Genomic DNA, 24,486 nt, shown 5'->3' with positions numbered 1-24,486 from the left:
ACAGATGGTATGATGCAGCCTTTATCGACTTCCCCCTGACCCTAAGCGAACGTGCGTCTATCCTCCATCAAATTGTCGGGATTTAAGTCTTTCGTCGATCCCACCAATTTCCAGGTGCCGGGGCAGCTGGTCGGCGTGGTTGGCCCGAACGGGTGCGGCAAATCGAACATCATCGATGCCGTACGCTGGGTGCTGGGCGAATCGAAAGCGTCGGAGCTGCGCGGCGAGTCGATGCAGGACGTGATCTTCAACGGCTCGACGAACCGCAAGCCGGCCGGCCGCGCGTCCGTCGAACTCGTATTCGACAACAGCGCGGGCAAGGCGGCCGGCCAGTGGGGCCAGTACGCCGAGATCGCCGTCAAGCGCACGCTCACGCGCGACGGCACGTCGACGTATTTCATCAACGGCCAGCCCGTGCGCCGGCGCGACATCCAGGACATCTTCCTCGGCACCGGCCTGGGGCCGCGCGCCTACGCCATCATCGGCCAGGGCATGATCTCGCGCATCATCGAATCGCGCCCGGAAGAGCTACGTGTGTTCCTCGAGGAAGCGGCGGGCGTCTCGAAGTACAAGGAACGCCGGCGCGAGACGGAAAACCGCCTGTCGGACACGCGCGAGAACCTGCTGCGCGTGGAAGACATCCTGCGCGAGCTGAACGCCAACCTGGAAAAGCTGGAAGCGCAGGCGGCCGTCGCCAACCGCTTCCATCAGCTGCAGGCAGACCAGGAAGAAAAGCAGAAACTGCTGTGGCTCCTGCGCCGCAACGAGGCGAAGGCCGAGCAGCTGCGCTGGTTCCAGGAGATGGAGCAGGCGCAGACCGCGCTCGAATCCCACAACGCGCAGCTGCGCAGCCTCGAACTGGACCTGGAACGCATGCGCCAGGCACACTACGCAACGGGCGACCGCCTGCACGCGGCGCAGGGCGCGCTGTACCAGACCAATTCCGAGATCGGCAGCCTGGAAGCGCAGATCAAGTTCGTGTTCGAGTCGCGCACCCGGCTGCAGAACCAGATCGGTACGCTGACCGCGCAGCGCGAGCAGTGGCTGAACCAGGCGGGCGAGACGCAGGAGCAGATCGAAGAGGCAGAATTCCGCCTCGAGGAGCTGGCGGCGCGCGTGGAAGGCGCGCAGATCGCGGCGGAAGCGCAGAACGAACGCCTGCCCGATCTCGAAGCGGCGTGGCGCGACGCGCAGAACAAGTCGACGGAATCGCGCGCCCGCATCATGCAGATCCAGCAGCGCATCGAGCTGTCGTCCGCGCACCAGCGCAACGCGTCGAACATCCTCGCGAACCTGGCCACGCGGCGCGAGCGCCTGCAGCAGGAGCGCTCCGGCCTGAACCTGCCGGATGCGGGCCACCTCGACAACCTGCGCCTGCAACTGGAAGAAAAGCAGCAGGCGCTGGAAGAACAGAACTTCATGCTGGAAGAGGCGGCGAGCCGCCAGGAAGCCGTCGAGCAGGAACGGCGCGACGCGCATGCGCAGGTGCAGCAGGAATCGAGCGCGAGCGCGAAGCTGGAAGCGAGATTGTCCGCGCTGCGCCAGTTGCAGGAACGCGTGCAGACGCAAGGCAAAGTGCAGCCGTGGCTGCAGAAGCACGAGCTGGACAAGCTACCGCGCCTGTGGCAGAAGCTCGACATCGAAGCGGGCTGGGAGACGGCGCTGGAATCCGTGCTGCGCGAGCGCACGGGCGCGCTGGAAGTGTCGAACCTCGACTGGGCGCGCGGTTTCTTTGGCGACGCGCCGCCGGCCCGCCTCGCGCTGTATTCGCCGGCCACGGGCGGTGCCGGTACGCCGGATCACCACGGCCTGAAACCGTTCGCGAGCCTCCTCAAACTGAACGACCCGGGCCTGCGCGGCCTGCTGGACGACTGGCTGTTCGGCGTGTACGCGGTCGACGACCCCGGCACGGCGCTCGCGCAGCGATCGAAACTGCCGCAGGGCGGCTGTTTCGTCACGCCGCAAGGCCATATGGTCACCGTATCGAGCGTGCGCTTCTACGCCGCGGACGCCGAGCAGGATGGCGTCCTCGCGCGCCAGCACGAGATCGACAACATCGGCAAACAACTGCGTGCGCACGCGCTGTTGCTGGACGAGGTCCGCACCCGCGCGACGCGCGCCGACGCCGCGGTCGCGGAGCTGCAGCGCCGCCTGCAGGATGGCCGCCAGAAGGTCGCCACCTTGCAGCGCGAGGTGCATGCACTGCAGATCGACGTGGTGAAACAGGCGGAGGTCGAGGCGCGCTTCAACCAGCGCAGCGGCCAGATCTCGGCGGACCTCGACGAGATCGCCGCGCAGGAAGCGGAGCAGAGACAGGCGAAGGCGGAAGCGGAAGCGCAGTTCGAGGAGCTCGACATCGAACTGGCCGAGCTGCAGGGCGCGCACGAGGATGGCCAGGTCGAGTTCCAGGAACAGGAACGCGTGCTGGCCGAGGCGCGCAACCGCCTGCGCGACCTGGAGCGCGCCGCGCAGGAAGCCGTGTTCGCGGAAAAGACGCAGCGCACGCGCATCGAGGAATTGCGTCGCACGATCGCGACGGCGCAGCAGCAGGCCGCGCAAGTTTTGGACAGCATCGCGGCCGGCAAGCTGGAACTGGAAGCGCTGGAGTCCGGCGCGGCGGCCGAGGGCTTGCAAGGCTTGCTGGCGCGCCGCACGGAACAGGAAAAGGCGCTTTCCGACGCACGCCATGAACTCGACCAGCTGACGCAGCAACTGCGCGCGGCCGAGGAAGCGAAGCTGCAGGCGGAGCGGGGCCTGGACCCGCAGCGCGGGCGCATCACGGAGATGCAACTGAAGGAACAGGCCGCGCGCCTGAACCAGGAGCAGTTCGCGGAAGCGCTGTCCGCCACGGGCGCCGACGAGGCCGCGCTGGCCGAAAAACTCGACCCGGACCTGAAGCCCGCGTACCTGCAGGGCGAGGTGACGCGCCTGACGAACGCCATCGCGGCGCTCGGCGCCGTCAACCTGGCCGCCGTCGAGGAACTGGCGCAGGCCACGGAAAGAAAGCGCTTCCTCGACGCGCAGAACAACGATTTGCAGGAAGCGATCGGCACGCTGGAAGGCGCGATCGCGCGCATCGACCGCGAGTCGCGCGACCTGCTGCAGGACACGTTCGACCGCGTCAACCACCATTTCTCGGAACTGTTCCCGATCCTGTTCGGCGGCGGCCAGGCGAAGCTCGTGATGACGGGGGACGAGATCCTCGACGCCGGCGTGCAGGTGATGGCCCAGCCGCCGGGCAAGAAGAACGCGACGATCCATTTGCTGTCCGGCGGCGAGAAGGCGCTGACGGCGACGGCGCTCGTGTTCTCGATGTTCCGCCTGAACCCGGCGCCGTTCTGCCTCCTCGACGAGGTCGACGCGCCACTGGACGACGCCAATACGGAGCGCTTCTGCCGCATGGTCAAGCGCATGTCGGACCATACTCAATTCCTCTTCATCTCGCACAACAAGATTGCGATGGAGATGGCCAACCAACTGATCGGTGTGACGATGCAGGAGCAGGGCGTATCGCGCATCGTGGCGGTGGACATGGAGTCCGCCGCGAATTTCGCTACTGAGGCACAAGCAGCATGACAGACCTTCAAATGAGCCTGATCGCGGCCGGCGGCGTCTTCGTCGTCGGCGTCATTAGTTACAACAAGTGGCAGGAGTACAAGGCCCGCAAGAGCGTGGAGCGCGCGTTCGCGCACGACCACGACGACGTGCTGATGAAGGGTGGCGCGGCGGCGGACGTCGCCCCGGCGCACGCCGGGCGCCACGAGCCCGTGCTGGACGGCGCGCCGCCGAACCACGACGCGCTGATCGAGCCGAGCATCATGGCCGAGCCGCTTCAGCATGCCGCGCCGGGCGCCATGCCCGCGGCAGCGCCGATGGCGGCGGCCGCCGCCGCGCTCGACCCGATCGCCGGCCTGCCCGCCGTGAAGCCGGAAACGCCGCCCGCGCAACTGGCCGAGAACCTCGTCGACCCGCTGATCGACTGCCTGATCCCGCTGAATTCGGAAGGCCCGCTGCGCGGCGACCGCATCCTGCCCGCACTCGTGAAGCTGCGCCGAGTGGGCAACAAGCCCGTGCACTTCGTGGGCCTGGCCGTGAACGGCGACTGGGAACCGATCGTGCACGGCGGCGTGTACACGAAGCTGCAGGCCGGCGTCCAGCTGGCCACGCGCACGACGGCGCTGAACGAACTGGAATACTCGGAGATGGTCACCCGGCTGCGCGCCGTCGGCGACGAGATTGGCGCCGAGCCGGAAGTGCCGGACATGATCGAAGTGATGAGCGAAGCGAAGACGCTGCACCGCTTCGTTGCCGGCCACGATGCCCAGCTGGGCGTGAACCTGGCGTCGAAAGGGGCGCCGTGGGCGATGGCCACGTTGATCGGCGCGCTGGAAAATGCCGGGTTCGACGTGCGCCCCGACGGCAAGTTCGTCATGCCCGACCGGGAAGAGGGCGGTGGCACCTTGTTCACCCTGTCGACCAACGTCACCTTGGGCGCCGACACGACGTCGCGCCTCACGTTGCTGCTGGACGTGCCGTGCGTGGCACCCGCGCGCGACGGCTTCGGCAAGATGGTCGCCTGCGCGAAGGACCTGGAGCAGCGCCTGGACGCCGCCATCGTCGACGACTACGACCAGCCGCTGACGGATGCCACCCTGGAAGAGATCGCGGGCCAGGTGCGCGAGTTCTACCAGGAGATGGACGCTTCCGACATCGCGGCCGGCTCCACGCGCGCGCTGCGCCTGTTCAGCTGAGGTGGCGATGAGCGGACCGCAGGACGACCTGGAGCGGATGGCGTGGCTCGTCAAGGAGCTGAACCACCACATCTACAACTACCACGTGCTCGACGCGCCGACGATTCCCGACGCCGAATACGATCGCCTGTTCCGTGAACTGCAGGCGCTGGAAGAGAAGCATCCGCAGGCCGTGTCCGTCGATTCCCCGACGTCGCGCGTGGGCGCGGCGCCGATCCCGGAATTCAAGCAGGTCACGCATGCCGTGCCGATGCTCTCGCTGAACAACGGCTTTTCCGACGAGGACATCGACAACTTCGACCGCCGCGTGCGCGACGGGCTGGGTCATGCGCACGTGCAATACGCGGCCGAGCTGAAATTCGACGGCCTCGCGATGAGCCTGCGCTACGAGAACGGCGTGTTCGTGCAGGCCGCCACGCGCGGCGACGGCTACACGGGCGAGGACGTCACGGCGAACATCCGCACGGTGCGCGTGATTCCGCTGCGCCTGCGCGGCGACGAGGTGCCCGACGTGCTGGAAGTGCGCGGTGAAGTGCTGATGTTCAAGGAGGATTTCGAGCGCCTGAACCAGCGCCAGCGCGACGCGGGCCAGAAGGAGTTCGCGAACCCGCGCAATGCCGCGGCGGGCAGCCTGCGCCAGCTCGACGCGCGCATCACGGCGCAGCGCCGGTTGCGCTTCTTCGCCTACGGCATCGGCCTGCTGGAAGGCGCCGCGCTGCCGGAATCGCACTCGAAGGCGCTCGACTGGCTCGACGAACTGGGCCTGCCCGTGTCGAAGGAACGCGCGGTGGTCACCGGCTGCGAAGGCATGCTGGGCTATTTCCGCGACATCGGATCGCGCCGCAAGGCGCTGCCGTACGAGATCGACGGCGTCGTCTACAAGGTCGACCGCCTCGCGGACCAGCGCGAGCTGGGCTTCGTGTCGCGCGCGCCGCGCTTCGCGCTCGCGCATAAATTCCCGGCCGAGGAAGCGCTGACGACTGTGTCCGCGATCGACGTGCAGGTGGGCCGCACAGGCGCGATCACGCCGGTGGCGCGGCTGGTGCCCGTGTCGGTCGGGGGCGTCACCGTCACGAACGCCACGCTGCACAACGAGGACGAGGTGCGCCGCAAGGACGTGCGCGTGGGCGACACGGTCGTCGTGCGCCGCGCCGGCGACGTGATTCCGGAAGTGCTGTCCGTCGTGCTGGAACGGCGCCCCACACCGGTGCCGCCCGTGTACGAACTGCCGAAAAGCTGCCCCGTGTGCGGCTCGCACGTCGTGCGCGAGGAGGGGGAGGCGGTCGCGCGCTGCTCCGGCGGCCTGACGTGCGCCGCGCAGCGCAAGGAAGCGATCCGCCACTTCGCGGGCCGCCGCATGATGGACATCGAGGGCCTCGGCGACCGCTATATCGACAGCCTCGTCGAAGCGGACCTGATCCACGGCGTGGCCGACCTGTATCGCCTCACCCTGGACGATCTGTTGAAGATGAAGCGCCTCGCCGATGAGCGCGACGGCACGACACCGGAGACGGTCAAGCAGGGCAAGGTCGCGACGAAGTGGGCCGACAACCTGCTGGCCGCCATCGCCGCCAGCAAGCATCCGCCCCTGGAACGCCTGCTGTTCGCGCTGGGTATCCGTCACGTGGGCGAGTCCACGGCGAAGACCTTGGCTGACTGGCTGGGCAGCCTCGCACTGGTCCGGCGCGCGCCGGCTGCGCTGCTGCGGGTGCTGCCCGACATCGGCGGCACGGTCGCGGAAGCCATCGCCGACTTTTTCGCGGAACCGAAGAACCAGCAGGCGCTCGACGCCTTGCTCGCGGCCGGCGTCGCGCCGCAGGGCGAGCATCCGCCGCGCGCCCAGCTGCGCGAAAAACTCGACGACGTGGGCCTGCTGGCCGCGCTCGGGGTCCCGAAGCTGACGGAGCCGCGCGCGCGCCAGCTGCTGGCCGACGGCCGCACGCTGGACGACCTCGCGCACCTGAGGATCTTCAGCGTGTTCGGCCTGCCGGACGGCGTGGCCGGCGCGCTCGAACAATGGATGGGCGAGCCGGGCAACCGCGACATGCTGGCCGCGCTGGCCGCGCTGCGCACCGAGCTGTTGGCGCTGTTGCCGCAGGATGCCGCCGACGCGGCCGGCCCGTTGACGGGCAAGACGTTCGTACTGACGGGCACCTTGCCGACCATGTCGCGCGACGCGGCCGGCGCGCTGATCGAGGCGGCGGGCGGCAAGGTGTCGGGCTCCGTGTCGAAAAAGACGTCGTACGTCGTCGCCGGCGCGGAAGCGGGCAGCAAGCTGGAAAAGGCCGAGCAGCTCGGCGTGACCGTGCTGGACGAAGCCGGTCTGCTCGCGCTGCTGGGCGGCGCACAGAATACAACTCAATAATGGATGGAGCTTCACAATGACCGCAATTAAGAAAGCAGTATTCCCTGTCGCCGGCCTTGGCAGCCGCTTCCTGCCGGCGACCAAGGCGCAGCCGAAGGAGATGCTGCCCATCGTCGACAAGCCGCTGATCCAGTACGCGGTCGAGGAAGCGGTGGCCGCCGGCATCACGGAACTGGTGTTCATCACGGGCCGCAACAAGCGTGCCATCGAAGACCATTTCGACAAGGCGTACGAGCTGGAGTCGGAACTGGAAGCGGCCGGCAAGAAGGAACTCCTGAAGCTCGTGCAGCAAGTCATCCCGAAGAACGTCAACTGCATCTACATCCGCCAGCCGGCCGCGCTGGGCCTGGGCCATGCCGTGCTGTGCGCGCGTCCCGTCATCGGCAACGAACCGTTCGCCGTGCTGCTCGCCGACGACTTCATGGACACGGCCGAAGGCCACAAGCCCGTGCTGGCGCAGATGACGGATTTGTACGGCTACGAGAAATGCAGCGTGCTCGCCGTGCAGGACGTGCCGCGTGCGAACACGCGCCAGTACGGCATCGTCAGCGCGCGCGCCTACCGGCCGGACCTGGAACTGGTGTCGGGCATCGTCGAGAAACCGAAGCCCGAGGATGCGCCGTCCACGTTGGCCGTCGTGGGCCGCTACGTGCTGTCGGGCGCGATCTTCGAACACCTGGAAAACCTGGGCACGGGCGCCGGCGGCGAAATCCAGCTGACGGACGGCATCGCTGCCTTGATGGCGCGCGAACGCGTGCTCGCGTACCGCTACGCCGGCACGCGCTACGACTGCGGCTCCAAGCTGGGGTACTTGAAGGCGACGGCCGCCATCGGCATGAAGCACCCCGAGACGGCCGAAGGCTACCGCGAATTCCTCGCGCAGCTGTGTGCGGACCTACCGAAATGACGATCCGCGAGATCCTCAAGATGGGCGACCCGCGCCTGCTGCGCGTGGCCGAACCCGTACGCGACTTCGACACGCCGGAACTGCACGCACTCGTCGCCGACATGTTCGAGACGATGCATGCCGTCGACGGCGCCGGCCTCGCCGCGCCGCAGATCGGCGTCAACCTGCAGCTCGTGATCTTCGGCTTCGGCCGGAACCAGCGCTATCCCGACGCACCTGCCGTCCCAGAGACGGTGCTGATCAACCCGGTGTTGACGCCGCTGTCGGAAGAGATGGAAGAGGGCTTCGAAGGTTGCCTGTCGGTGCCGGGGCTGCGCGGCAGCGTGCCGCGCTACACGCAGCTGCATTACGAAGGCGTCGACCAGTACGGACGCGCCATCGTGCGCGACGTGGACGGTTTCCATGCGCGCGTCGTGCAGCACGAGGTCGATCACCTGCACGGCATCCTGTACCCGATGCGCATCCGCGATTTTTCCCGCTTCGGCTACACCGAAGTGATGTTCCCGAACCTCGACCCGAAGGCCGACGATTGAAGCCGTATCACTTATTCGCCACGTGCGCGCTCGCGCTGGCAGGCGCCTGCGCGCATGCCGATGACCTGTTCACGAAGATCGACGCCGACCCGAAGAGCGAGCTGTGGATCGACAGCGGCTTCGCCACGTACCACTTCGATCACGACAAGAACCTCAACGGCGGCAACCGCGGCCTCGGGGTCGAGTACCGCTTCTCCGGCACGATGGCGGCCGCCGCCGGCCGCTTCGTCAACAGCGACCGCTATTACTCGAACTATGCGGGCGTGCTGTGGCAGCCGTACGCACTGGGCCCCGTGCGCCTCGGTGCCGCGATCGCGGCATTCGACGGCTATCCGAAGATGCGCGACCGCGGCTGGTTCCCGGCCGTGATTCCCACGTTTACGTACGAATACCAGCGTGTCGGCCTGAACGTCGGCGTGATCCCGACCTACAAGGATCGCCTGTACGGCGGGATTTCCGTGCAACTGAAGGTCAAGTTGTTCTGATTGCCTGCGCTGAACGGTGGGCGGAGGCCGCCCACCCTACGTGCTGTCGATGAATTCGACGAGCTCCCGTAGGGTGGGCACCCCGTGCCCACCAATCGCGATCGCTTATTGATATGGCGACTTGCCGCCTTCCGCGATGAACGTGTCGATGCGCGCCCGCAGCACGGGCAGCGGCACGGACCCGAGTTGCAGCACCGTGTCGTGGAATGCGCGGATGTCGAACTTGTCGCCCAGCGCCGCCTCGGCCTTCCGGCGCGATTCGACGATCGCCATCTCGCCCAGGTAGTACGACAGCGCCTGGCCCGGCCACGAGATGTAGCGGTCGACTTCCGTCTCGATCTCGTGGTCCGACAGCGCGGTGTTGTCGTGCATATAGGCCTGTGCCTGCGCGCGCGTCCAGCCCATCGCATGGATGCCCGTGTCGACGACGAGGCGCGCGGCGCGCCACGCCTGGTAGCTCAGCATGCCGAACGTTTCGTACGGCGTTTCGTACATTCCCATCTCGCTGCCCAGGCGCTCGCAATACAGGGCCCAGCCTTCGCCATACGCCGAGATGTAGGCACGGCGGAACGGCGGCACGTCGGTCTGCTCGAGCGCGATCGGCATCTGGAACGCATGGCCCGGCGCCGATTCGTGCAAGGTGAGCGCGGGGAGGCTGTACAGCGCGCGAGCCGGCAGGTTGTACGTGTTGACGAGGTAGATGCCGGGGCCGCCGCGCGCCGACGTGTAGTACGGCGCCTGGTCCGCCGGGACGGGCTGGATGGCGAAGCGGCGGCGCGGCAGGTAGCCGAAATACTGGTCGGCCTTGCCGTCGAACTTCTTCGCGATCCACGCCGCGTCCTTCAGCAGTTCGTCCGGCGTCTTTGCGTAGAAGCGCGGGTCGCTGCGCAGGAAGGCGAGGAACGCGGGCAGGTCGCCCTTGAAGCCCGCCTGTGCCATCGTCTGCTGCATCTCGGCGCGTATCTTCGCCATCTCGGCCAGGCCGATCGCGTGGATCTGCGCGGCCGTCAGGTCGGTCGTCGTGTACTCGGCGATCTTCGACTGGTAGTACGCCTTCCCGTCCGGAAGGCTTTCGGCCGCAAGCGTCGCGCGCGCATGCGGGACGTACTCGTCGCGCATGAAGCGCAGCGCCTTCGCGTACGCGGGCTTGACGGCGTTGCCGATCAGCGCGATGCCCTGGGCGCGCAGGCGTGCCTGCTCGTCCATCGAGATCGTCGCGGGCATCGTCTTGAAGGGCAGGTACCAGACGGTGTCCTCGGGGCGCTGTGCGTCCGCCATGGCGACGAGCGGCGCGTCGCGGCCGGCCAGGGTGACCTGCGGCGGCGTGAAGCCGCGCGCGAGGCCGGCGCGCATGTTGTCGAGTTCCTCGTCGAAGTAGCGGGGCAGGTCGGCAAGCTGGGCCAGGTAGCCGCGGTATTCGTCGGCCGTCTTCAAGGGCTGGCGCGCGACGTAGGTGATGTCGGACCAGAACGCGCTGTCCGCATTCACGGGCTGCTCGTACTCGCGGAAACGCTGCGCGGCGACGAACGCGGCGATCTGCGCGCGGTACACGGCGTAGTTGATGCGCTCCCGCGGCGACAGGTCGGTGGACCGGATGGCGTCCAGGCGGCGCAGCACGCCTTCCCACTCGCCCAGCCGCGCGGCCTGCGTGCGCGCATCGACCTTCGGCAGCGCGGCGCCCGCATCGCGCGGCTCGTCCTCGTCCCAGGCCATGCGCTGCTTCACGCGCCATTGCCACTCGGCCTTGTAGATCGCCTGGAAGCGGGCATCGGCGGCGGCCATCGCGTGCGCGGGTGCGGGGCGGGTGGCGGCCGGGGCGGTGGCCGGCGCGAGCAGCGTCGACAGGGCGAGGGAGAGGCTTGCGGCGAGCATGGTCTGCTTCATGGTGGTCCTGTGGTCGAGGTGGGGCGAGGCCGGGTAATGCCTCAGCCCGCGATCTTACCGCTGCGCCACGCCTGCCGCCAGTGCGGCTGAGCGAGGATGATGAATTGCCATGTTTGTATTGACGCCATTTTAAAAATTTAACTTTCCCCGCGCGGGTTATAATGGCCGGACGGAAGGCCAGCCGAGGCCACGCCGCCCCGGCACGACAACCCCGACACCACCCCTGCATGGATAAAGACGAAAACAGAGCGCAGCAGGTTGCCGCCGACAGGACGTCGGACGCGACGCGGCCCGGCCACGTCGAGCCCCTGATCCGGCCCTGGTCGCGCCTGGGCCGGCAGCTGGTGCCGCTGATCGGCGAAGGCGGTTTCGTCGCGTTGTTCACCCGTTCCGCGCGCCTGCTGGCCCCGCCGCGGGAATGGCTCAGCGTCGATACCGCGCGCAGGACGAGCAGCCTGCTGCTGACGTCCCTCGAGCGCGACCTCGCGGCGGCCGACCCCGCCGAGGCGGCCGCGACGCACGAAGCATTGATGGGCACGTTCGTACGCCAGCTCGGCGCCCTCATCGGCCCCACGTTGACGGCGCGGCTGCTGGCCGAGACCGGGGCAGACGGCGCACCGCACAAGAATCAAGAGGAGCACAAGCAATGAGCGGAAAAGTAACCCTGGCGAAATTGTGTACCGGCGTGCCCGGGCTCGATGTTCTCCTTGGGGGCGGCCTCACCGAGTTTTCGTTCACGCTGATCGCGGGTGCCCCTGGCAGCGGCAAGACGACGCTCGCGCACCAGATCATGTTCGCGCTCGCGAACGCGGAGCGGCGCGCGCTGTTCTTCACCGTGCTGGGCGAACCGCCGCTGAAGATGCTGCGCTACCAGCAGCAGTTCTCGTTCTTCGACATGGACAAGGTCGGCCCGGCCGTCCGTTATGTGAACCTGGCCGACGACCTGCGCTCGGGCGACTTCAGCGGTGTGCTGGAGCGCATCATGCGTGAAGTGGAGGATTTTTCGCCGAGCCTCGTGTTCGTCGATTCGTTCCGCTCCGTCGTGCAGACGGCCCGCAGCGGCAACGAGGGCCTGTGGGACCTGCAGCACTTCGTGCAGGAACTCGGCTCGCGCATGGCGACGTGGCAGGCGACGACGTTCCTGATCGGCGAATACAGCCAGGCCGACGTCGAGGCCAATCCGATCATCACCGTCGCCGACGGCATGATCGCGCTGTCGCACAACCTCGACGAGGACTCGGTCGTGCGCAAGATCCGCATCGTCAAGATGCGCGGGCAGGCCCATATGGCGGGCGCGCACACGCTGCGCATCACGGACGACGGCATCCGCGTGTATCCGCGCCTGCTGACGCCGATCCCGGACGCGTACCAGACGATCGCCGACGGTCCGCGGCGCATCCCGCTCGGCGTCCCGGGCCTGGACGAGATGCTGCACGGTGGCCTGCCGCAAGGGCATACGCTGCTTGTGTCGGGGCCCACCGGCATCGGCAAGACGATCCTCGGCACGCGCTTCCTGCAGGCGGGGGCCGCGCAGGGCGAGAAGGGCGTGGCCGTGTTCTTCGAGAAGCATACTTCGCGCCTGCACAACAGGGAACTCGTCAAGCTCGTGCGGGACGGGCAGGTGACCGTGCTGGAATCGCTGTCGCTGTCGCTCACCGTCGAGGAACTGCTCGACCAGCTGACGGAAGCGATCGAGCGCACGGGCGCGACGCGGGTCGTGATCGACTCGCTGTCCGAGATTGGCCTGTACCTCGCGCCGGAGTTCCGCTACGACCTGCGCCTGTCCGTGTTCCGCACGCTGTCGATGCTGGCGCGGCGCGGCGTGACGGCGCTCGTCACGGTGGGCTACGACGACAACTCGCCGAACTGGCGCTTCTCGATCGACAACCTGTGCTTCCTCGCCGATGCCGTGCTGTCGATGCGCTTCGCCGAGGTCGAAGGCCACGTCTGCAAGTTCATGACCGTCATTAAAGTGCGCGGTACGAGCCACAGCAACGAGCTGCGCGAGTACCGCATCACCGATGCCGGCATCGAGGTGGCGCCGCACGCGCCCAAGCTCGATGCCCTGATGTCGGGCTTCCCGACGCGGCGCGAGCCGCACAAATAAAGGCCCAACATGGGAACGTACCGACAAGAGCCACCCGCCTCCGCGCAGCGTTCCATCGAAGATCTCATCTGCGACAACCTCGGCGAGGCGATCCCCGACGCCGTCCTGCTGCGCCGCATCCGCGCGCTGGAGGCCGAGCTGGACGCCGCGCAAGCGCTCGCCCGGCGCCAGGGCGAGGAACGCCTGGTCATGGAGGCGGCGCTGGCGGCACTGCGCGAGGCGAACGAGCACCTCGTCCTCGCCACGGTCAACGCCGAATACCAGCGCGAGGATGCGGAAGCCGCGAACCGGCGCCAGAACGAATTCCTCGCCATGCTGGCGCACGAGCTGCGCAATCCGCTGTCGCCGCTGGCGATGGCGGCATCGCTGCTGGAACGCGAGGCCGGGGCCGCGCCGCAGCAACTGAAGCTGGCCCGCGTGATCGGGCGCCAGGTCGACCACATGGCGCGCCTGCTCGACGACCTGCTCGACGCGGCGCGCATCAGCAGCGGCAAGATCACGCTCGAGGTCGAGGCGCTGGCGTTGGCCGACGTGCTGCGCCACGCCGTCGAGACGGTGCAGCCGCGCATCGCGGAGCGGGCGCAGACGCTCGACGTCGACCTGCCGGCCGAAGCGGTGGCCGTGGCGGGTGACAAGGTGCGCCTTGCCCAGGTGTTCACGAATTTGCTCGGCAATGCCTCGAAGTACACGGGCGACGGCGGGCGCCTCGCGTTGGCCGCACAGGCCGGGCCCGACGAGGTCGTGGTGACGGTGGGGGACAACGGCACCGGCATCGCCGCCGACGTGCTCCCGTATATCTTCGACCTGTTCACGCAGGGCCCGCGCTCGCTGGCCCGGTCGGAGGGCGGGCTGGGCGTGGGGCTGAACGTCGTGCGCAACCTCGTCGGCATGCACCGCGGGACGGTGGAGGCCCACAGCGACGGCCCGGGACTCGGCAGCCGCTTCACGGTGCGCCTGCCGCGTGCCGCCGGCCTGCCCGCCGTGCCCGCCGAGCCGGCACGGACGGGCGCCACGCTGCGCCGCCGCATCCTGCTCGTGGAAGACAATGCCGACGCGTCGGCCACCCTGGCCGACATCCTGGCCGCGGAAGGGCATGACGTCGTGTGCGCCGCGGACGGCCGCGCAGGCCTGGCGCTGGCGCTCGGCCGCCAGTGGGACGTGATCGTATGCGATATCGGCCTGCCGGAACTCGACGGGTTCGCCCTGATGCAGGCGCTGCGCGCGCAGCAGGAAGGCGCGCGGCCTTACGCCATCGCGCTGACGGGCTACGGCCAGCCCGACGACGCGGCGCGCGGCCTGGCGGCCGGCTTCGACCGTTATCTCGTGAAACCTGTCGGCACGAGCGCACTGCTGGCCGTCGTGGCCGATGCGCCCGTCCCGGCGCGCGCCTGACGGCGCGCGCCGTCAGCGCCGCAGCAGGCGAGCCAGGCGGTCGACCGCCTGTTCGATCCGCTCGTATTTCGTCGCGTAGGAAAAGCGCACGTGCTGTTTCGGCGCGGCGAAGCCGAAGTCGTCGCCGGGCACGAGCGCCACCAGCGCGTCGCGCAGCACGGCCATCCCGAACGCGCTGCTGTCGCGCGCGTCCCGGTGCGGGACCTGCGTGATGTCGGCGTACACGTAGAACGCGCCGTCCGGCAGCACGGGCACCGTGAATCCGAGGTCGCGCAGCGCGGGCACGAGGAAGTCGCGGCGGCGCCGGAATTCGCGGCGGCGTTCCTCGAAGATGGCGATGGCCTCAATGTGGAAAGCGGCCAGCGCCGCGTGCTGGGCGATCGCGGGTGCGCAGATGAACAGGTTCTGCGCGAGCTTCTCGACCGCGGGCACCAGCGCTTCCGGCAGCACGAGCCAGCCGAGGCGCCAGCCCGTCATGCTGAAGTACTTCGAGAAGCTGTTGACGGTGATGACGTCGTCGCCGAACGACAGGGCGCTCGTCGCCCGGTCGCCTTCCTTCTCGCCGTAGTACAGGCCCTGGTAGATCTCGTCGATGATGGAAAAGCCGCCGCGCGCGCGCACGGCCGCGACGAGGTCGCGCGTCTGGTCCGGCGTCATCGACGTGCCCGTCGGGTTCGACGGCGACGCGACGATCACGCCGCGCGTGCGTTCCGTCCAGCGCGCCGCCACCTGGGCCGCCGTCAGCTGGTAGCGTTCCGCGGGGCCGGACGGCACGAGCACCGCGTTGCCGCCGAACGCGCTGACGAAATGGCGGTTGCACGGGTAGCTCGGGTCGGGCATCAGGACCTCGTCGCCGTCGGCCACGAGCGCGGCGCAGGCCAGCAGCAGGCCGGCCGACGCGCCGGCCGTCACGACGATGCGCTGCGGCGCGACGTCGAGCCCGTAGGCGCGGGCGTAGTGGGCGGAGATGGCCTCGCGCAGCGCGGGCAGGCCCAGCGATTCCGTGTACTGCGTGGCGCCGCGCTGGATCGCCTCGACGGCCGCGCGGGCGACGATGTCGGGCGCCGTGAAGTCGGGTTCGCCGACGCTCATGCTGATGACGTCCTGGCCGGCGCGCGTCATGCTTGCTGCGGCCTTGACCATTTCCATCACGCGGAAGGGTTCGATGGCGTCGACACGGCGCGCCACCTGGATTCGATTGTCTGCCATGGTAGGTCTGGAACGGAGGAATCCCGCTATCTTAGCCGATGCGGGCGTTCCCTGCCGCCGCCCCTCACGCCATGGCCGGCGCGCCCGCCAGCAGCGCGGCGCAGCCGTGGGCTGGCAGCGGACGGCTGACGTAATAACCCTGGATCTCGTCGCACGCGTACTGTTCCAGCTCGCGGATCTGCTCGACGTTCTCCACGCCCTCCGCCACGACCTTCAGGCTGAGGCTGTGCGCGAGGCGGATCACGGCCTTCGTGATCGCGGCGTCGTCCGGATCGTCCGGCAGGTCGCGCACGAACGTGCGGTCGATCTTCAGGGCGTCCAGCGGGAAGCGCTTCAGGTAGGCGAGGCTCGAATAGCCGGTGCCGAAATCGTCGACCGAGAGCCGGATGCCGAGCGCCTTGATGCGTGTGAGGATCTCGACGGCGGCCTCCGGGTTCGCCATCAGCATCGATTCCGTCAGCTCGAATTCGAGCAGCGCGGGGTCGACACCCGCGCGGCCGACGATGCGCTCGACGGCGCCGTCCAGGTCGGCCTGCTGCAACTGGCGCGCGGACAGGTTGATCGCCACCGGCCGCACGGTCATGCCCTGCGCCTGCCATGCGGCGAGCTGGCGGCACACTTCGCCGATCACCCATTCGCCGACGGGCAGGATGAGGCCCGTGTCCTCGAGGATGCCGATGAATTCCAGCGGCGGCACGAGGCCGCGCTGCGGGTGGTTCCAGCGCAGCAGCGCCTCGAACCCGCTGATGGTGCCGGCGGCGAGGTTCAGCTTCGGCTGGTAGTGCAGCAGGAATTCGCCGCGCTCCAGCGCCTGGCGCAGCTGGACTTCCGTCTGCAGCCGCTGCGCCGCGTTCTCGTGCATCGCGGCGACGAAGAACTGGTAGTTGTTGCGGCCGCCGTTCTTCGCGCCGTACATGGCCGTGTCGGCGTTCTTCAGCAGTGCCTCGGCGTCGCACCCGTTCTCGGGATACGTCGCGATGCCCACGCTGGCCGACACGAACAATTGCTGGCCCGCGAGGTAGAACGGCTGCGCCAGCGCGTCGATGACGCGCGCCGCGACGGCCGCCGCATCGGTGTCGGCGGCGATCGCGGGCAGCACGACGGCGAATTCGTCGCCGCCCAGCCGCGCCACGACGTCCTCGTCGCGTGCGCACGCACGCAGGCGCTTCGCGGCCTGCACGAGCAGCTGGTCGCCCACGCCATGTCCCAGCATGTCGTTGACGTTCTTGAAGCGGTCCAGGTCGATGAACATGACGGCCGCGCGGTCGCCGTCGCGGCCCGCGCGGGCAATCGCGTCTTCCAGGCACTGGGCGAGGCGGCGCCGGTTCGGCAGGTTCGTCAGCGGATCGTATTGCGCGAGCCAGGTCAGGCGGTTGCGCGCCTCGTGGCGCTCCACCGCGGTGGCCAGGATGTTTGCGACGCCGTGCAGGAAGCTGGCGTCGTCCGCGCCGAAGCGCCGGGTGCCGGTGGCGTACACGCCCAGCACGCCGAACATGCGCTCGCCGCACATGATGGGCGTGTCGATGCCGTCCGCGATGTCGTGCGCGGCGGCCAGCGGCGCGAACCACGTGCGCCGCGCGGCCCGTTCGCCCGCGGCGAGGGTCTCGCCCGGCACGTGGCCCAGCTGCAGGCCCGTGGCCGGCGCGAGGCGGCCCGCGCCGGCGCGCAGCACCATGCCGTTCGGCGTCGCTTCGAACAGGCCGGCGCACGGGGCGCGGACGCCGCGCGCGGTGGTGTCGGCGGCGTCCGCGAACAGGTCGTCGAGGTCGTTCGCCGCCAGCGCCTTGCGGCCGAGTTCCGCGATCAGGGTCTGGCGCTGCGCGTTCTCGACGATCGTGCGCTCGAATTCCTTGCGTTCCGTGATGTCGATGTCGATGCAGATATAGCGTTCGACGGCGCCGTCCGCGCCGAACATCGGGACGATCGTGCGGTGCCAGTGGCAGCGGCCCTGGCGTCCCTCGATCACGACTTCGCCATTCCACACGCGGTCGGACGGCCGCCACGGCAGGCGCGCGCCGGCGGGACGGCCCACGTCGCCCAGGCGCTGGCCCACGACCTCGGGCCGCGTGAAGCCGCTGCTCGTGACGAACAGGTCGTTCACCCCGGTGACGATGCCCGTCGCATCGGCCTCGCTCACGATCGCGGCCTGGTCCATCGCGCTCTTGTGCTGCACGAGGGAATTCATCAGCGAGTCGATGCGCTGGCCGAACTGGTCGCGCAGGCTCGCGGCGCTGCGGTTGACGGCGCGGATCGCTTCCTTGATCTCCGTGGGCGCATCCGCCAGCAGCGCGGCTTCCGCGGTGACGCGGCCGGCGGCCACGTCGTCCTCGAACGAGCGCAGGCGCCCCAGGTTGTCGAGCCAGCGGCGCACGAGGGTACGCATCAGTGCGAGGCTCGCCACGAACACGATCGACGCGACGCCGGCCGTTTCCAGCACGAGGCTCCACAGCTGGGCCGCCAGCTTTTCCTCGTCGAACTGCAGGCGCACGACGCCGTAGTCGCGCCCGCCAACATTGGCGATGCGGTTGACGTCGAACAGCTTGGCTGCGATGAGCTCCGTCAGCCAGCGCGGCGCCAGCGCACGCGTCACGCGCGGCGCGTCGACGCGCAACGTGCCGCCCGCCATGTCGATGAATTCGGCGCGCTTGAACGGCGACTGGAACAGCATCTTGCCCAGCGTGCGCTTGACGGTGTCGTAGTCGCCGACGACGACGCTGTCCTCGATCGTCTGCGTGGCCACTTCGACGAGGGTCAACGCCGTATCCTGCGTTTCTTCGATGTGCTGCAGGAACTGGTAGCGGTAGAACAGGCCGAGGCCCGTGCCCAGCGACAGCAGCAGCGTGAAGCTGAACACGGTGAACACGCGGCCGACGAGGGAGCGCGGCAGCAGGAAGGCCAGCAGCGCTGCCGGGGACGACAGCCGGCGCGGCCGGCGCAGAAGGGCGCGGAGCAGGATCATCGCGGCGGTGTCCTCAGCGCACGTCGAGCGGCGCCGTCGCGCAGAACGCGCGGTAGCTCGCATAGTCGGCGCCGGTGGCGGGGACGAAGGCGAATGGCGTGTCCGAATGCACGAGCGTCGTCGCCTCGGCGAGGATGCGCGCGCCTTCCGGATCGCGGTTCATGTCGAAGAACGCCCGGGCGACGGCGCGCGCCTCGGCGGCGGGCACGCGCGGCGACGCCATCAGCGCGAGGTCGGTGAACGGCGGGGAGGTCCACAGCACGCGGAACGCCTTGCGCTCGCGTCCCGCATAGTGCTGCGCGAGCTGGGAGCTGGCGCCGGCGGCCCGGACCCTGCCGGCGAACAGCTGCGTGAAGACGGCATCCGCATTGCCGGCGAAGACCACGTCCACGGGCATCTTGTGGCGCAGCAGCTCGGCGTAGGCGACCTTGTACGCGATCGTCGCTTCCGGCCCCGGGAACGCGACCGGGGTGCCGGCCAGCTCCTCGATGCGATGGATCGGCGAATCGGCAGGCACGACGATCTGTGCGCGCACGGGTGACGTGTTGCGGCGGCCGAACACGGTCCACCCCAAGCCTGCGCGTCCCGGACAGAACAGCCGGTTCGTGAACGCGAAATCGGCCTCGCGCGCCAATACGTAACTCATCGCGTCGGCCGACGTGCGGCCCAGCTTCAGGTTCAGGCGCACGCCGCTCTTTTTCGAGACGTATTCGATGATCGGGTTCCAGAAGCTGGCCGACACTTGCGGGCTGTACTGGTTCACGGGTGCGAAATTGTATGACGGCGACTCGGCGGCGCGGGCGGCGCCGGCGAAGAACACAACGGCCGCGAGGGCCAGGACGGAATGGGCGAAGTAGGGGTGGAGCATGCTGTACGGTCGGCAAGATTTCTTGAATATAACATATTTCCGCTTTGCAACAATATAGAGACTTTTACCAATGTGTCCGTGATTCCTGGTTACCACGATTCCGGATGAATATTCCGCAATGCGAGATGGCGAGGTGCGTCGTCACGCGGCAAAAGCGTGGACGGCGGCGCGCTGATCCCGGTAACCTTCTGTTCATTACGATCGCAATGTGACTACGGCCGTTGGCTGTTATCGCTATCGTTTTTGTATCGAGAAATGGAACGGTGACAATGTAAACAGCGCCATTTGACGGTCTCGCCACATTTTCGATCGCCGTCGACGGGGATTTCTTCAAATTTTGTTAAACATGGCGAGCACGATTGAAATTCGATTGGCACTGATCGAATTGTCAAGTAGTCTGAAGTTCCAAGGTGGTGGCAACCAATAATCGACAATCATGGCCGACTCGACACCTGACGCATGGCTCGGGGTCCGCGACAACGATGTTGTGGAAGCGGTATTGCGTGAACGTCCCGCCCACCTTCCTGCGCACGACGGGGCCGATGAGACGAGGAAGTTCGCGGCGCTGGCGCAGGCAATGGCTGATGCGCCCCACGACGCGATGCAGTGTCTGGCGGACGCCCTGTGCACGCTGTGTGGCGCCGATGCCGTCGTCATCGCCGTGCGCGATGGCGCGCTGGACTCGACGCCGGACGGTACGGAAACGGTGCGCTGGTGCGCGCTGTCCGGCGCACTCGCCGGACAGGAGAGCCGGCACTGGGCGCTGGGCGACTGCGCCTGCGGCGTCGCCATCGAGGCCGACAGCGCCGTCCTGTTCGAGCACCCGGCCGAGCAGTTCCCGTCGCTGCGCTCCACTGGCCTGTCTCCCCGTGAATTTCTCGGCGTCCCGTGGCACATCCGCGGCCGTGCCGTCGGCGCAGTGGGGATCGTGCTGGGCGCCGACGGCGACGCGCTCTTCGACGCCGACGACCTGCGCCTGCTGCGCGCCGGCGCCGCGTTCGCCGCGGCGGCCCACCAGGCCGGCGGCGGCCGTGCCGGGTCGGACGGCGGCGAGATCGAACGCAAGGTGGAGGAGCGCCTGCGTCCCGTCCTCGAAAGCAAGGAACACCTGGAGCGCGAGGTCGAGGAAAGCCGCGCGGCCGAGCGCGCGCTGCGCGAGCACAAGGCCCTCATCGACGCCACCCTCAGCATCGGCACGGTCGGCGTGCTGTATTTCGACATCGACGGCACGGTGCGCGATGTCAACCAGGCGTTCGAGCGGATGACGGGCTATACGTGCGACGAGCTGCGCACGATGCCGAACTGGCGCGACATGACGCCGCCCGAATTCTGGGACGTGTCGGCACGCGCGCTGCGCGACCTCATCGACCACGGCGTCACGTCGCCGTACACGAAGCAGATGCGGCGCAAGGACGGCAGCCGCTGGTGGGGCCTGTTCGCGCCCGCGCGCATCTGGGGCCAGGGCGCGAACGCGCGCTGCGTGCTGTTCGTCATCGACGTTACGGAAAACAAGGAGACCGAGGCACGCCTGGCCGAAAGTGAAGAGCGGTTCCGCGCGATGGTCGAAGGGTTCGCGCAGACGGTGTGGGAGACGGACGCGCACGGACGCGTCATCATCGGCTCGCCCAGCTGGACCGCGTACACGGGACAGACGGAAGCGGCCTCGCTGGGCGTGGGCTGGATCGAGGCCGTGCACCCGGACGACCGCGCCTACGTGCTGCGCGAATGGCGCGCGGCCGTCGGCACGCGCCGCGTGCTCAATGCCGAGTTCCGCGTGCAGTCCGCCGCGGGCGGCTGGCGCTGGACCAATGCGCGCGCCGCGCCGCTGTTCAACCGCGACGGCAGCGTGCGCAAATGGGTCGGCATGCACATCGACGTCGACGAGCGCCGCCGCACGCAGGCCGCGCTGGCGGAAAGCGAGCGGCGTTACCGCATGCTGTTCGAGGCGATGGACGAGGGCTTCCTGCTGGCGACGGTGCGCTTCGACGATGCCGGACGTGCCGTCGGCCTCGACTACGCGGAAGCGAATCCGGCCGCCGTGCGCATGGCCAACATCGCCTATGTGGGACCCGGCCAGTTGCGCATGCGCCCCGAGCACGAACCGTGCTGGCTCGACGCGTGCGCCCAGGTGGTGCGCACGGGCGTGTCCAGCCGGTCGCAATGCTTCTCGCCGCCGCTGTCCAGCTGGTACGATTTCTTCGTCTATCCCGTGGGCGGGCGCCAGGTGCCGCGGGTGGCGATCCTGTTCCACGACATCACCGTGCGCAAGCGCGCCGAGGATGCGTTGCGCGAGAGCGAAGGGCGGTTCCGCGCGCTGGCCGACGCGTCGCCCGCCCTCGTGTACCAGTTCGACGTCGACGGCAACGTCATCTACCTGAACCAGCGCTGCGTGACGGACGAGGCTCCGGCCGGCCCCGGCACGAGCGGCTGGACCGACATCGCGCGGCCGGACGACATGGATGCCTACCTGCGCGACGTGTACGGCGGCATCCGCAAGAACGGCACCTTCACCCAGCGCTTGCACACGCTGGTGAAGGGCGGCAGCTGGCACTGGTTCGAATCGCATGCTTCGCCGTGGTATTCGGGCGAAGGCGAACACCGTGGCTACGTCGGCATCTCGCTCGACATCACGGGGGCCGTGCAGGCCGAGGAGGCCCTAAAGGAGGCCGATCGTCGCAAGGACGAGTTCCTTGCGACATTGGCCCACGAACTGCGCAACCCCCTGGCTCCGATCAGCAATGCCGTGCAGCTGATGCGCCGTCCGGATGGCCGGCGCCAGTCCGACCGCGTGGTCGAAATGGTCGGGCGCCAGGTCAAGCAGATGGCGCGTCTCGTCGACGACCTGCTCGAAGTGTCGCGCATCACGCGCGGCAAGATCGACCTCAAGCTGGAGCGCGTGCCGTTCACCGAGATCGTCCACAGCGCCGTCGAGACGAGCCAGCCGTTGATCGACCGGGCGGGTCACCAGCTGGCCGTCGCGCTGCCGGAGCAGCCCCTCGTCCTGGAGGCCGACCGCGTGCGCCTGACGCAGGTGTTCTCGAACCTGCTCAACAACGCGGCCAAGTACACGGACACGGGCGGCCGCATCTGGTTCGACGTGCGCCGCGAGGACGACCAGGTCGTTGCCACCGTGCGCGACACGGGTATCGGCATCCCGGCTGACGCGCTGCCGGGCGTGTTCGACATGTTTGCCCAGGCCCACCGGTCCACCGGGCGGGGGCAGGGCGGGCTCGGCATTGGCCTGACGATGGTCCGCAGCCTCGTCGAGATGCACCACGGTACCGTGGAAGCCCGCAGTCCCGGGCCGGGCCAGGGCAGCGAATTCATCGTGCGCCTGCCGCTCGCACCCGCCATCGACGTCGACGACGTGCCGCAGCTGGGGCACGCGCGGCCGGCCGCGCCGTTCCACGGCCAGCGCATCCTTGTCGTGGACGACAACCGCGACGCGGCGGACACACTGGGCCTGCTGCTCGAGGCGGACGGCGCCGAGGTACGTGTCTGCTACGACGGCCGGGCCGCGCTGGCGGCGGCGGAATCGTTCCTGCCGACCAGCGTCCTGCTCGACCTCGGCATGCCCGGCATGGACGGGTTCGAAGTGGCGCGCCGCCTGCGCCAGGACGAACGCTTCGCTGGCGTGCGCATCGCCGCGCTGACCGGATGGGGGCAGGACGCCGACCGGCGCCAGACGCGCAACCGCGGATTCTCGCACCACCTGACCAAGCCCGTCAGCATCGAGGACTTGCATCAGATTCTTGCCTGAGACGACCAGGAGGCTTGGCGAAACAATAAGTTACAAAAATGTGACATATGCCACTCGCATTTACTTCACTGTGTGCGTTAGCGAACGTCAATATTGCCAGTTGCTGCGTAGACTGATCTCAACGTCAAACGATGTTGGGAGGCAGCGATGGCGTGGATTTCACATATGGTCAGGTATCTGGGCGTCCTGCGCGAGCCCCAGTTACAACATCCCGAGACGATCTCGGACCTCCCACCGTTCGCGCTCCGCCAGGCTCTGGAGGCGTTGCTGCGCACAGGTTGGATGAAGACGTTCGAATACGAAGCGGAGGATGCGTGGGTCGACTACGCGCGCGTGGATTTGCGCCGTGGACGGTCGAAGCTCAGGCTCGAGTGGGACTTGGACACGGGAGGCACCGTTGCGGGCCCACGGGCCATCCTGAACGAGCTGCACGTGCTCGATCCGTGGACGCAGATGCGGCACGCGCACTGACCGGCACGCGTACTGAGCAGCGCGCGTCCGCCGGCGCGACGTCGATCAGAACCGCTCGTCCGCGCCCAGGTAGCGCCACTGTCCAGGCGGCAAATCGCCCAGCTTGACGCGGCCGATGCGCACGCGTTTGAGGCCGATGACCTTCAGGCCCACCATGTCGCACATGCGGCGGATCTGGCGTTTGCGACCTTCCTTCAACGTGAAGCTGAGTTGGTCGTCGTTCTGCCAGCGCACCTTCGCGGGCAGCAGCGGCTTGCCGTCCATCCATAGGCCGTGGTTCAGCTTCTTGAGGTCCGTATCCGGCAGGCGCCCCGGCTTCGTGTATTGCACGCGCACGAGGTATTCCTTCTCGATGGCCGTGTCTTCGCCGATCAGCTGCTTCGCGATGCGGCCGTCCTGCGTGAGGACGAGCAGGCCGACGGAATCGATGTCGAGGCGGCCGGCCGGCACCAGGGACTTCAGTTGCGTGGGGTGGAATTGCTCGGGCGACGGATCGTCCGCCCAGCGGTTTTCCGGCTTGACGAGCACGACGGCCGGTTTATAGCCGTCCTCCGCCTGGCCGCTCACAAAGCCGACAGGCTTGTTCAACAGGACGGTCACGCGCTTCGCCTGCTGGGCGGCGGCCTGGCGCTCGACGGTGATTTTCTGGTGCGGCAAGACTTTGCTGCCGAGCTCGGACACGACCTGGCCGTCGACGCGCACCCAGCCTTTCGCGATCCACTCGTCCGCCTCGCGGCGGGACGAGAGGCCAAGTTCGGACATGCGTTTGGACAGGCGTACGGGTTCGGTCATGGT

The 24,486-nt window shown here is 68.3% G+C and carries 16 protein-coding genes; 11 read left to right on the top strand and 5 right to left on the bottom strand.

Annotated elements, in window-relative coordinates:
• The first annotated feature begins 51 nt into the window (after positions 1-51).
• The 6 genes from smc to HAV22_RS02905 are packed head-to-tail and all read left to right on the top strand — an operon-like array spanning position 52 to position 9,041.
• Positions 52-3,576 (top strand): chromosome segregation protein SMC, encoded by a 3,525-nt coding sequence (gene smc, locus HAV22_RS02930; RefSeq protein WP_166856268.1) that lies wholly within the window; start codon positions 52-54, stop codon positions 3,574-3,576.
• Positions 3,573-4,751, top strand: a complete 1,179-nt coding sequence (locus tag HAV22_RS02925; RefSeq protein WP_166856266.1) for a cell division protein ZipA C-terminal FtsZ-binding domain-containing protein — start codon at positions 3,573-3,575, stop codon at positions 4,749-4,751. Before smc ends, HAV22_RS02925 begins: the two co-directional genes overlap by 4 nt.
• Before the next feature lie 7 nt (positions 4,752-4,758).
• Positions 4,759-7,116, top strand: coding sequence for an NAD-dependent DNA ligase LigA (ligA, locus tag HAV22_RS02920; RefSeq protein ID WP_166856264.1), 2,358 nt, complete (start codon positions 4,759-4,761; stop codon positions 7,114-7,116).
• 16 nt (positions 7,117-7,132) lie between these two features.
• Entirely contained in the window at positions 7,133-8,023 is an 891-nt protein-coding gene (galU, locus tag HAV22_RS02915) for a UTP--glucose-1-phosphate uridylyltransferase GalU (RefSeq protein WP_166856263.1), read from the top strand.
• Positions 8,020-8,556 carry a peptide deformylase gene (def, locus tag HAV22_RS02910; RefSeq protein WP_166856260.1) on the top strand — a complete coding sequence of 179 codons (537 nt, stop codon included), beginning with the start codon at positions 8,020-8,022 and terminating at the stop codon, positions 8,554-8,556. The genes galU and def overlap by 4 nt, the downstream gene beginning before the upstream one ends.
• Positions 8,553-9,041, top strand: a complete 489-nt coding sequence (locus tag HAV22_RS02905; RefSeq protein ID WP_229421019.1) for a hypothetical protein — start codon at positions 8,553-8,555, stop codon at positions 9,039-9,041. Before def ends, HAV22_RS02905 begins: the two co-directional genes overlap by 4 nt.
• 105 nt (positions 9,042-9,146) lie before the next feature.
• On the opposite strand, the gene HAV22_RS02900 is transcribed toward HAV22_RS02905, so the two are convergent.
• On the bottom strand, positions 9,147-10,925 hold the full coding sequence (locus tag HAV22_RS02900; RefSeq protein ID WP_166856258.1) for a DUF885 domain-containing protein: 1,779 nt from the start codon (positions 10,923-10,925) through the stop codon (positions 9,147-9,149).
• A 227-nt stretch (positions 10,926-11,152) separates the two neighbouring features.
• Here HAV22_RS02900 and HAV22_RS02895 point away from each other — a divergent pair, with 227 nt between their 5' ends.
• Genes HAV22_RS02895 through HAV22_RS02885 form a run of 3 tightly spaced genes read left to right on the top strand, consistent with a single transcriptional unit; the run spans position 11,153 to position 14,424 of the window.
• Positions 11,153-11,575 (top strand): hypothetical protein, encoded by a 423-nt coding sequence (locus tag HAV22_RS02895; protein WP_166856256.1) that lies wholly within the window; start codon positions 11,153-11,155, stop codon positions 11,573-11,575.
• Positions 11,572-13,032 (top strand): ATPase domain-containing protein, encoded by a 1,461-nt coding sequence (locus tag HAV22_RS02890; RefSeq protein ID WP_166856254.1) that lies wholly within the window; start codon positions 11,572-11,574, stop codon positions 13,030-13,032. Before HAV22_RS02895 ends, HAV22_RS02890 begins: the two co-directional genes overlap by 4 nt.
• Positions 13,033-13,041: 9 nt before the next feature.
• Positions 13,042-14,424: a hybrid sensor histidine kinase/response regulator gene (locus HAV22_RS02885; RefSeq protein ID WP_166856251.1), complete on the top strand. Its 1,383-nt coding sequence runs from the start codon at positions 13,042-13,044 to the stop codon at positions 14,422-14,424.
• A 12-nt stretch (positions 14,425-14,436) separates the two neighbouring features.
• On the opposite strand, the gene HAV22_RS02880 is transcribed toward HAV22_RS02885, so the two are convergent.
• The 3 genes from HAV22_RS02880 to HAV22_RS02870 all read right to left on the bottom strand — a co-directional run bounded on the left by HAV22_RS02880 (position 14,437) and on the right by HAV22_RS02870 (position 19,460).
• Entirely contained in the window at positions 14,437-15,633 is a 1,197-nt protein-coding gene (locus HAV22_RS02880) for a pyridoxal phosphate-dependent aminotransferase (protein WP_166856249.1), read from the bottom strand.
• A 64-nt stretch (positions 15,634-15,697) separates the two neighbouring features.
• The gene (locus HAV22_RS02875) at positions 15,698-18,592 is read right to left on the bottom strand and encodes a sensor domain-containing protein (protein ID WP_166856247.1); all 2,895 of its coding nucleotides are present in this window, start codon (positions 18,590-18,592) and stop codon (positions 15,698-15,700) included.
• A gap of 13 nt (positions 18,593-18,605) precedes the next feature.
• The gene (locus HAV22_RS02870; protein WP_166856245.1) at positions 18,606-19,460 is read right to left on the bottom strand and encodes a phosphate/phosphite/phosphonate ABC transporter substrate-binding protein; all 855 of its coding nucleotides are present in this window, start codon (positions 19,458-19,460) and stop codon (positions 18,606-18,608) included.
• 577 nt (positions 19,461-20,037) lie between these two features.
• Between HAV22_RS02870 and HAV22_RS02865 the strand changes: the two genes are divergently transcribed.
• Both HAV22_RS02865 and HAV22_RS02860 read left to right on the top strand, forming a co-directional pair.
• Complete coding sequence (locus HAV22_RS02865; protein ID WP_166856243.1) at positions 20,038-23,220, top strand: PAS domain S-box protein; 3,183 nt, start codon at positions 20,038-20,040, stop codon at positions 23,218-23,220.
• A 165-nt stretch (positions 23,221-23,385) separates the two neighbouring features.
• Entirely contained in the window at positions 23,386-23,691 is a 306-nt protein-coding gene (locus HAV22_RS02860) for a hypothetical protein (RefSeq protein ID WP_166856241.1), read from the top strand.
• Between the two features lie 45 nt (positions 23,692-23,736).
• Here HAV22_RS02860 and HAV22_RS02855 read toward each other — a convergent pair whose 3' ends face one another.
• Positions 23,737-24,483 (bottom strand): pseudouridine synthase, encoded by a 747-nt coding sequence (locus HAV22_RS02855; RefSeq protein ID WP_166856239.1) that lies wholly within the window; start codon positions 24,481-24,483, stop codon positions 23,737-23,739.
• Positions 24,484-24,486 lie beyond the last annotated feature (3 nt).

This window comes from Telluria antibiotica, assembly GCF_011682055.1.
Taxonomy (GTDB): domain Bacteria; phylum Pseudomonadota; class Gammaproteobacteria; order Burkholderiales; family Burkholderiaceae_D; genus Telluria; species Telluria antibiotica.
The sequence above is the reverse complement of the archived record's forward strand: the minus strand, read 5'-3'. Positions and strand labels throughout refer to the sequence as shown.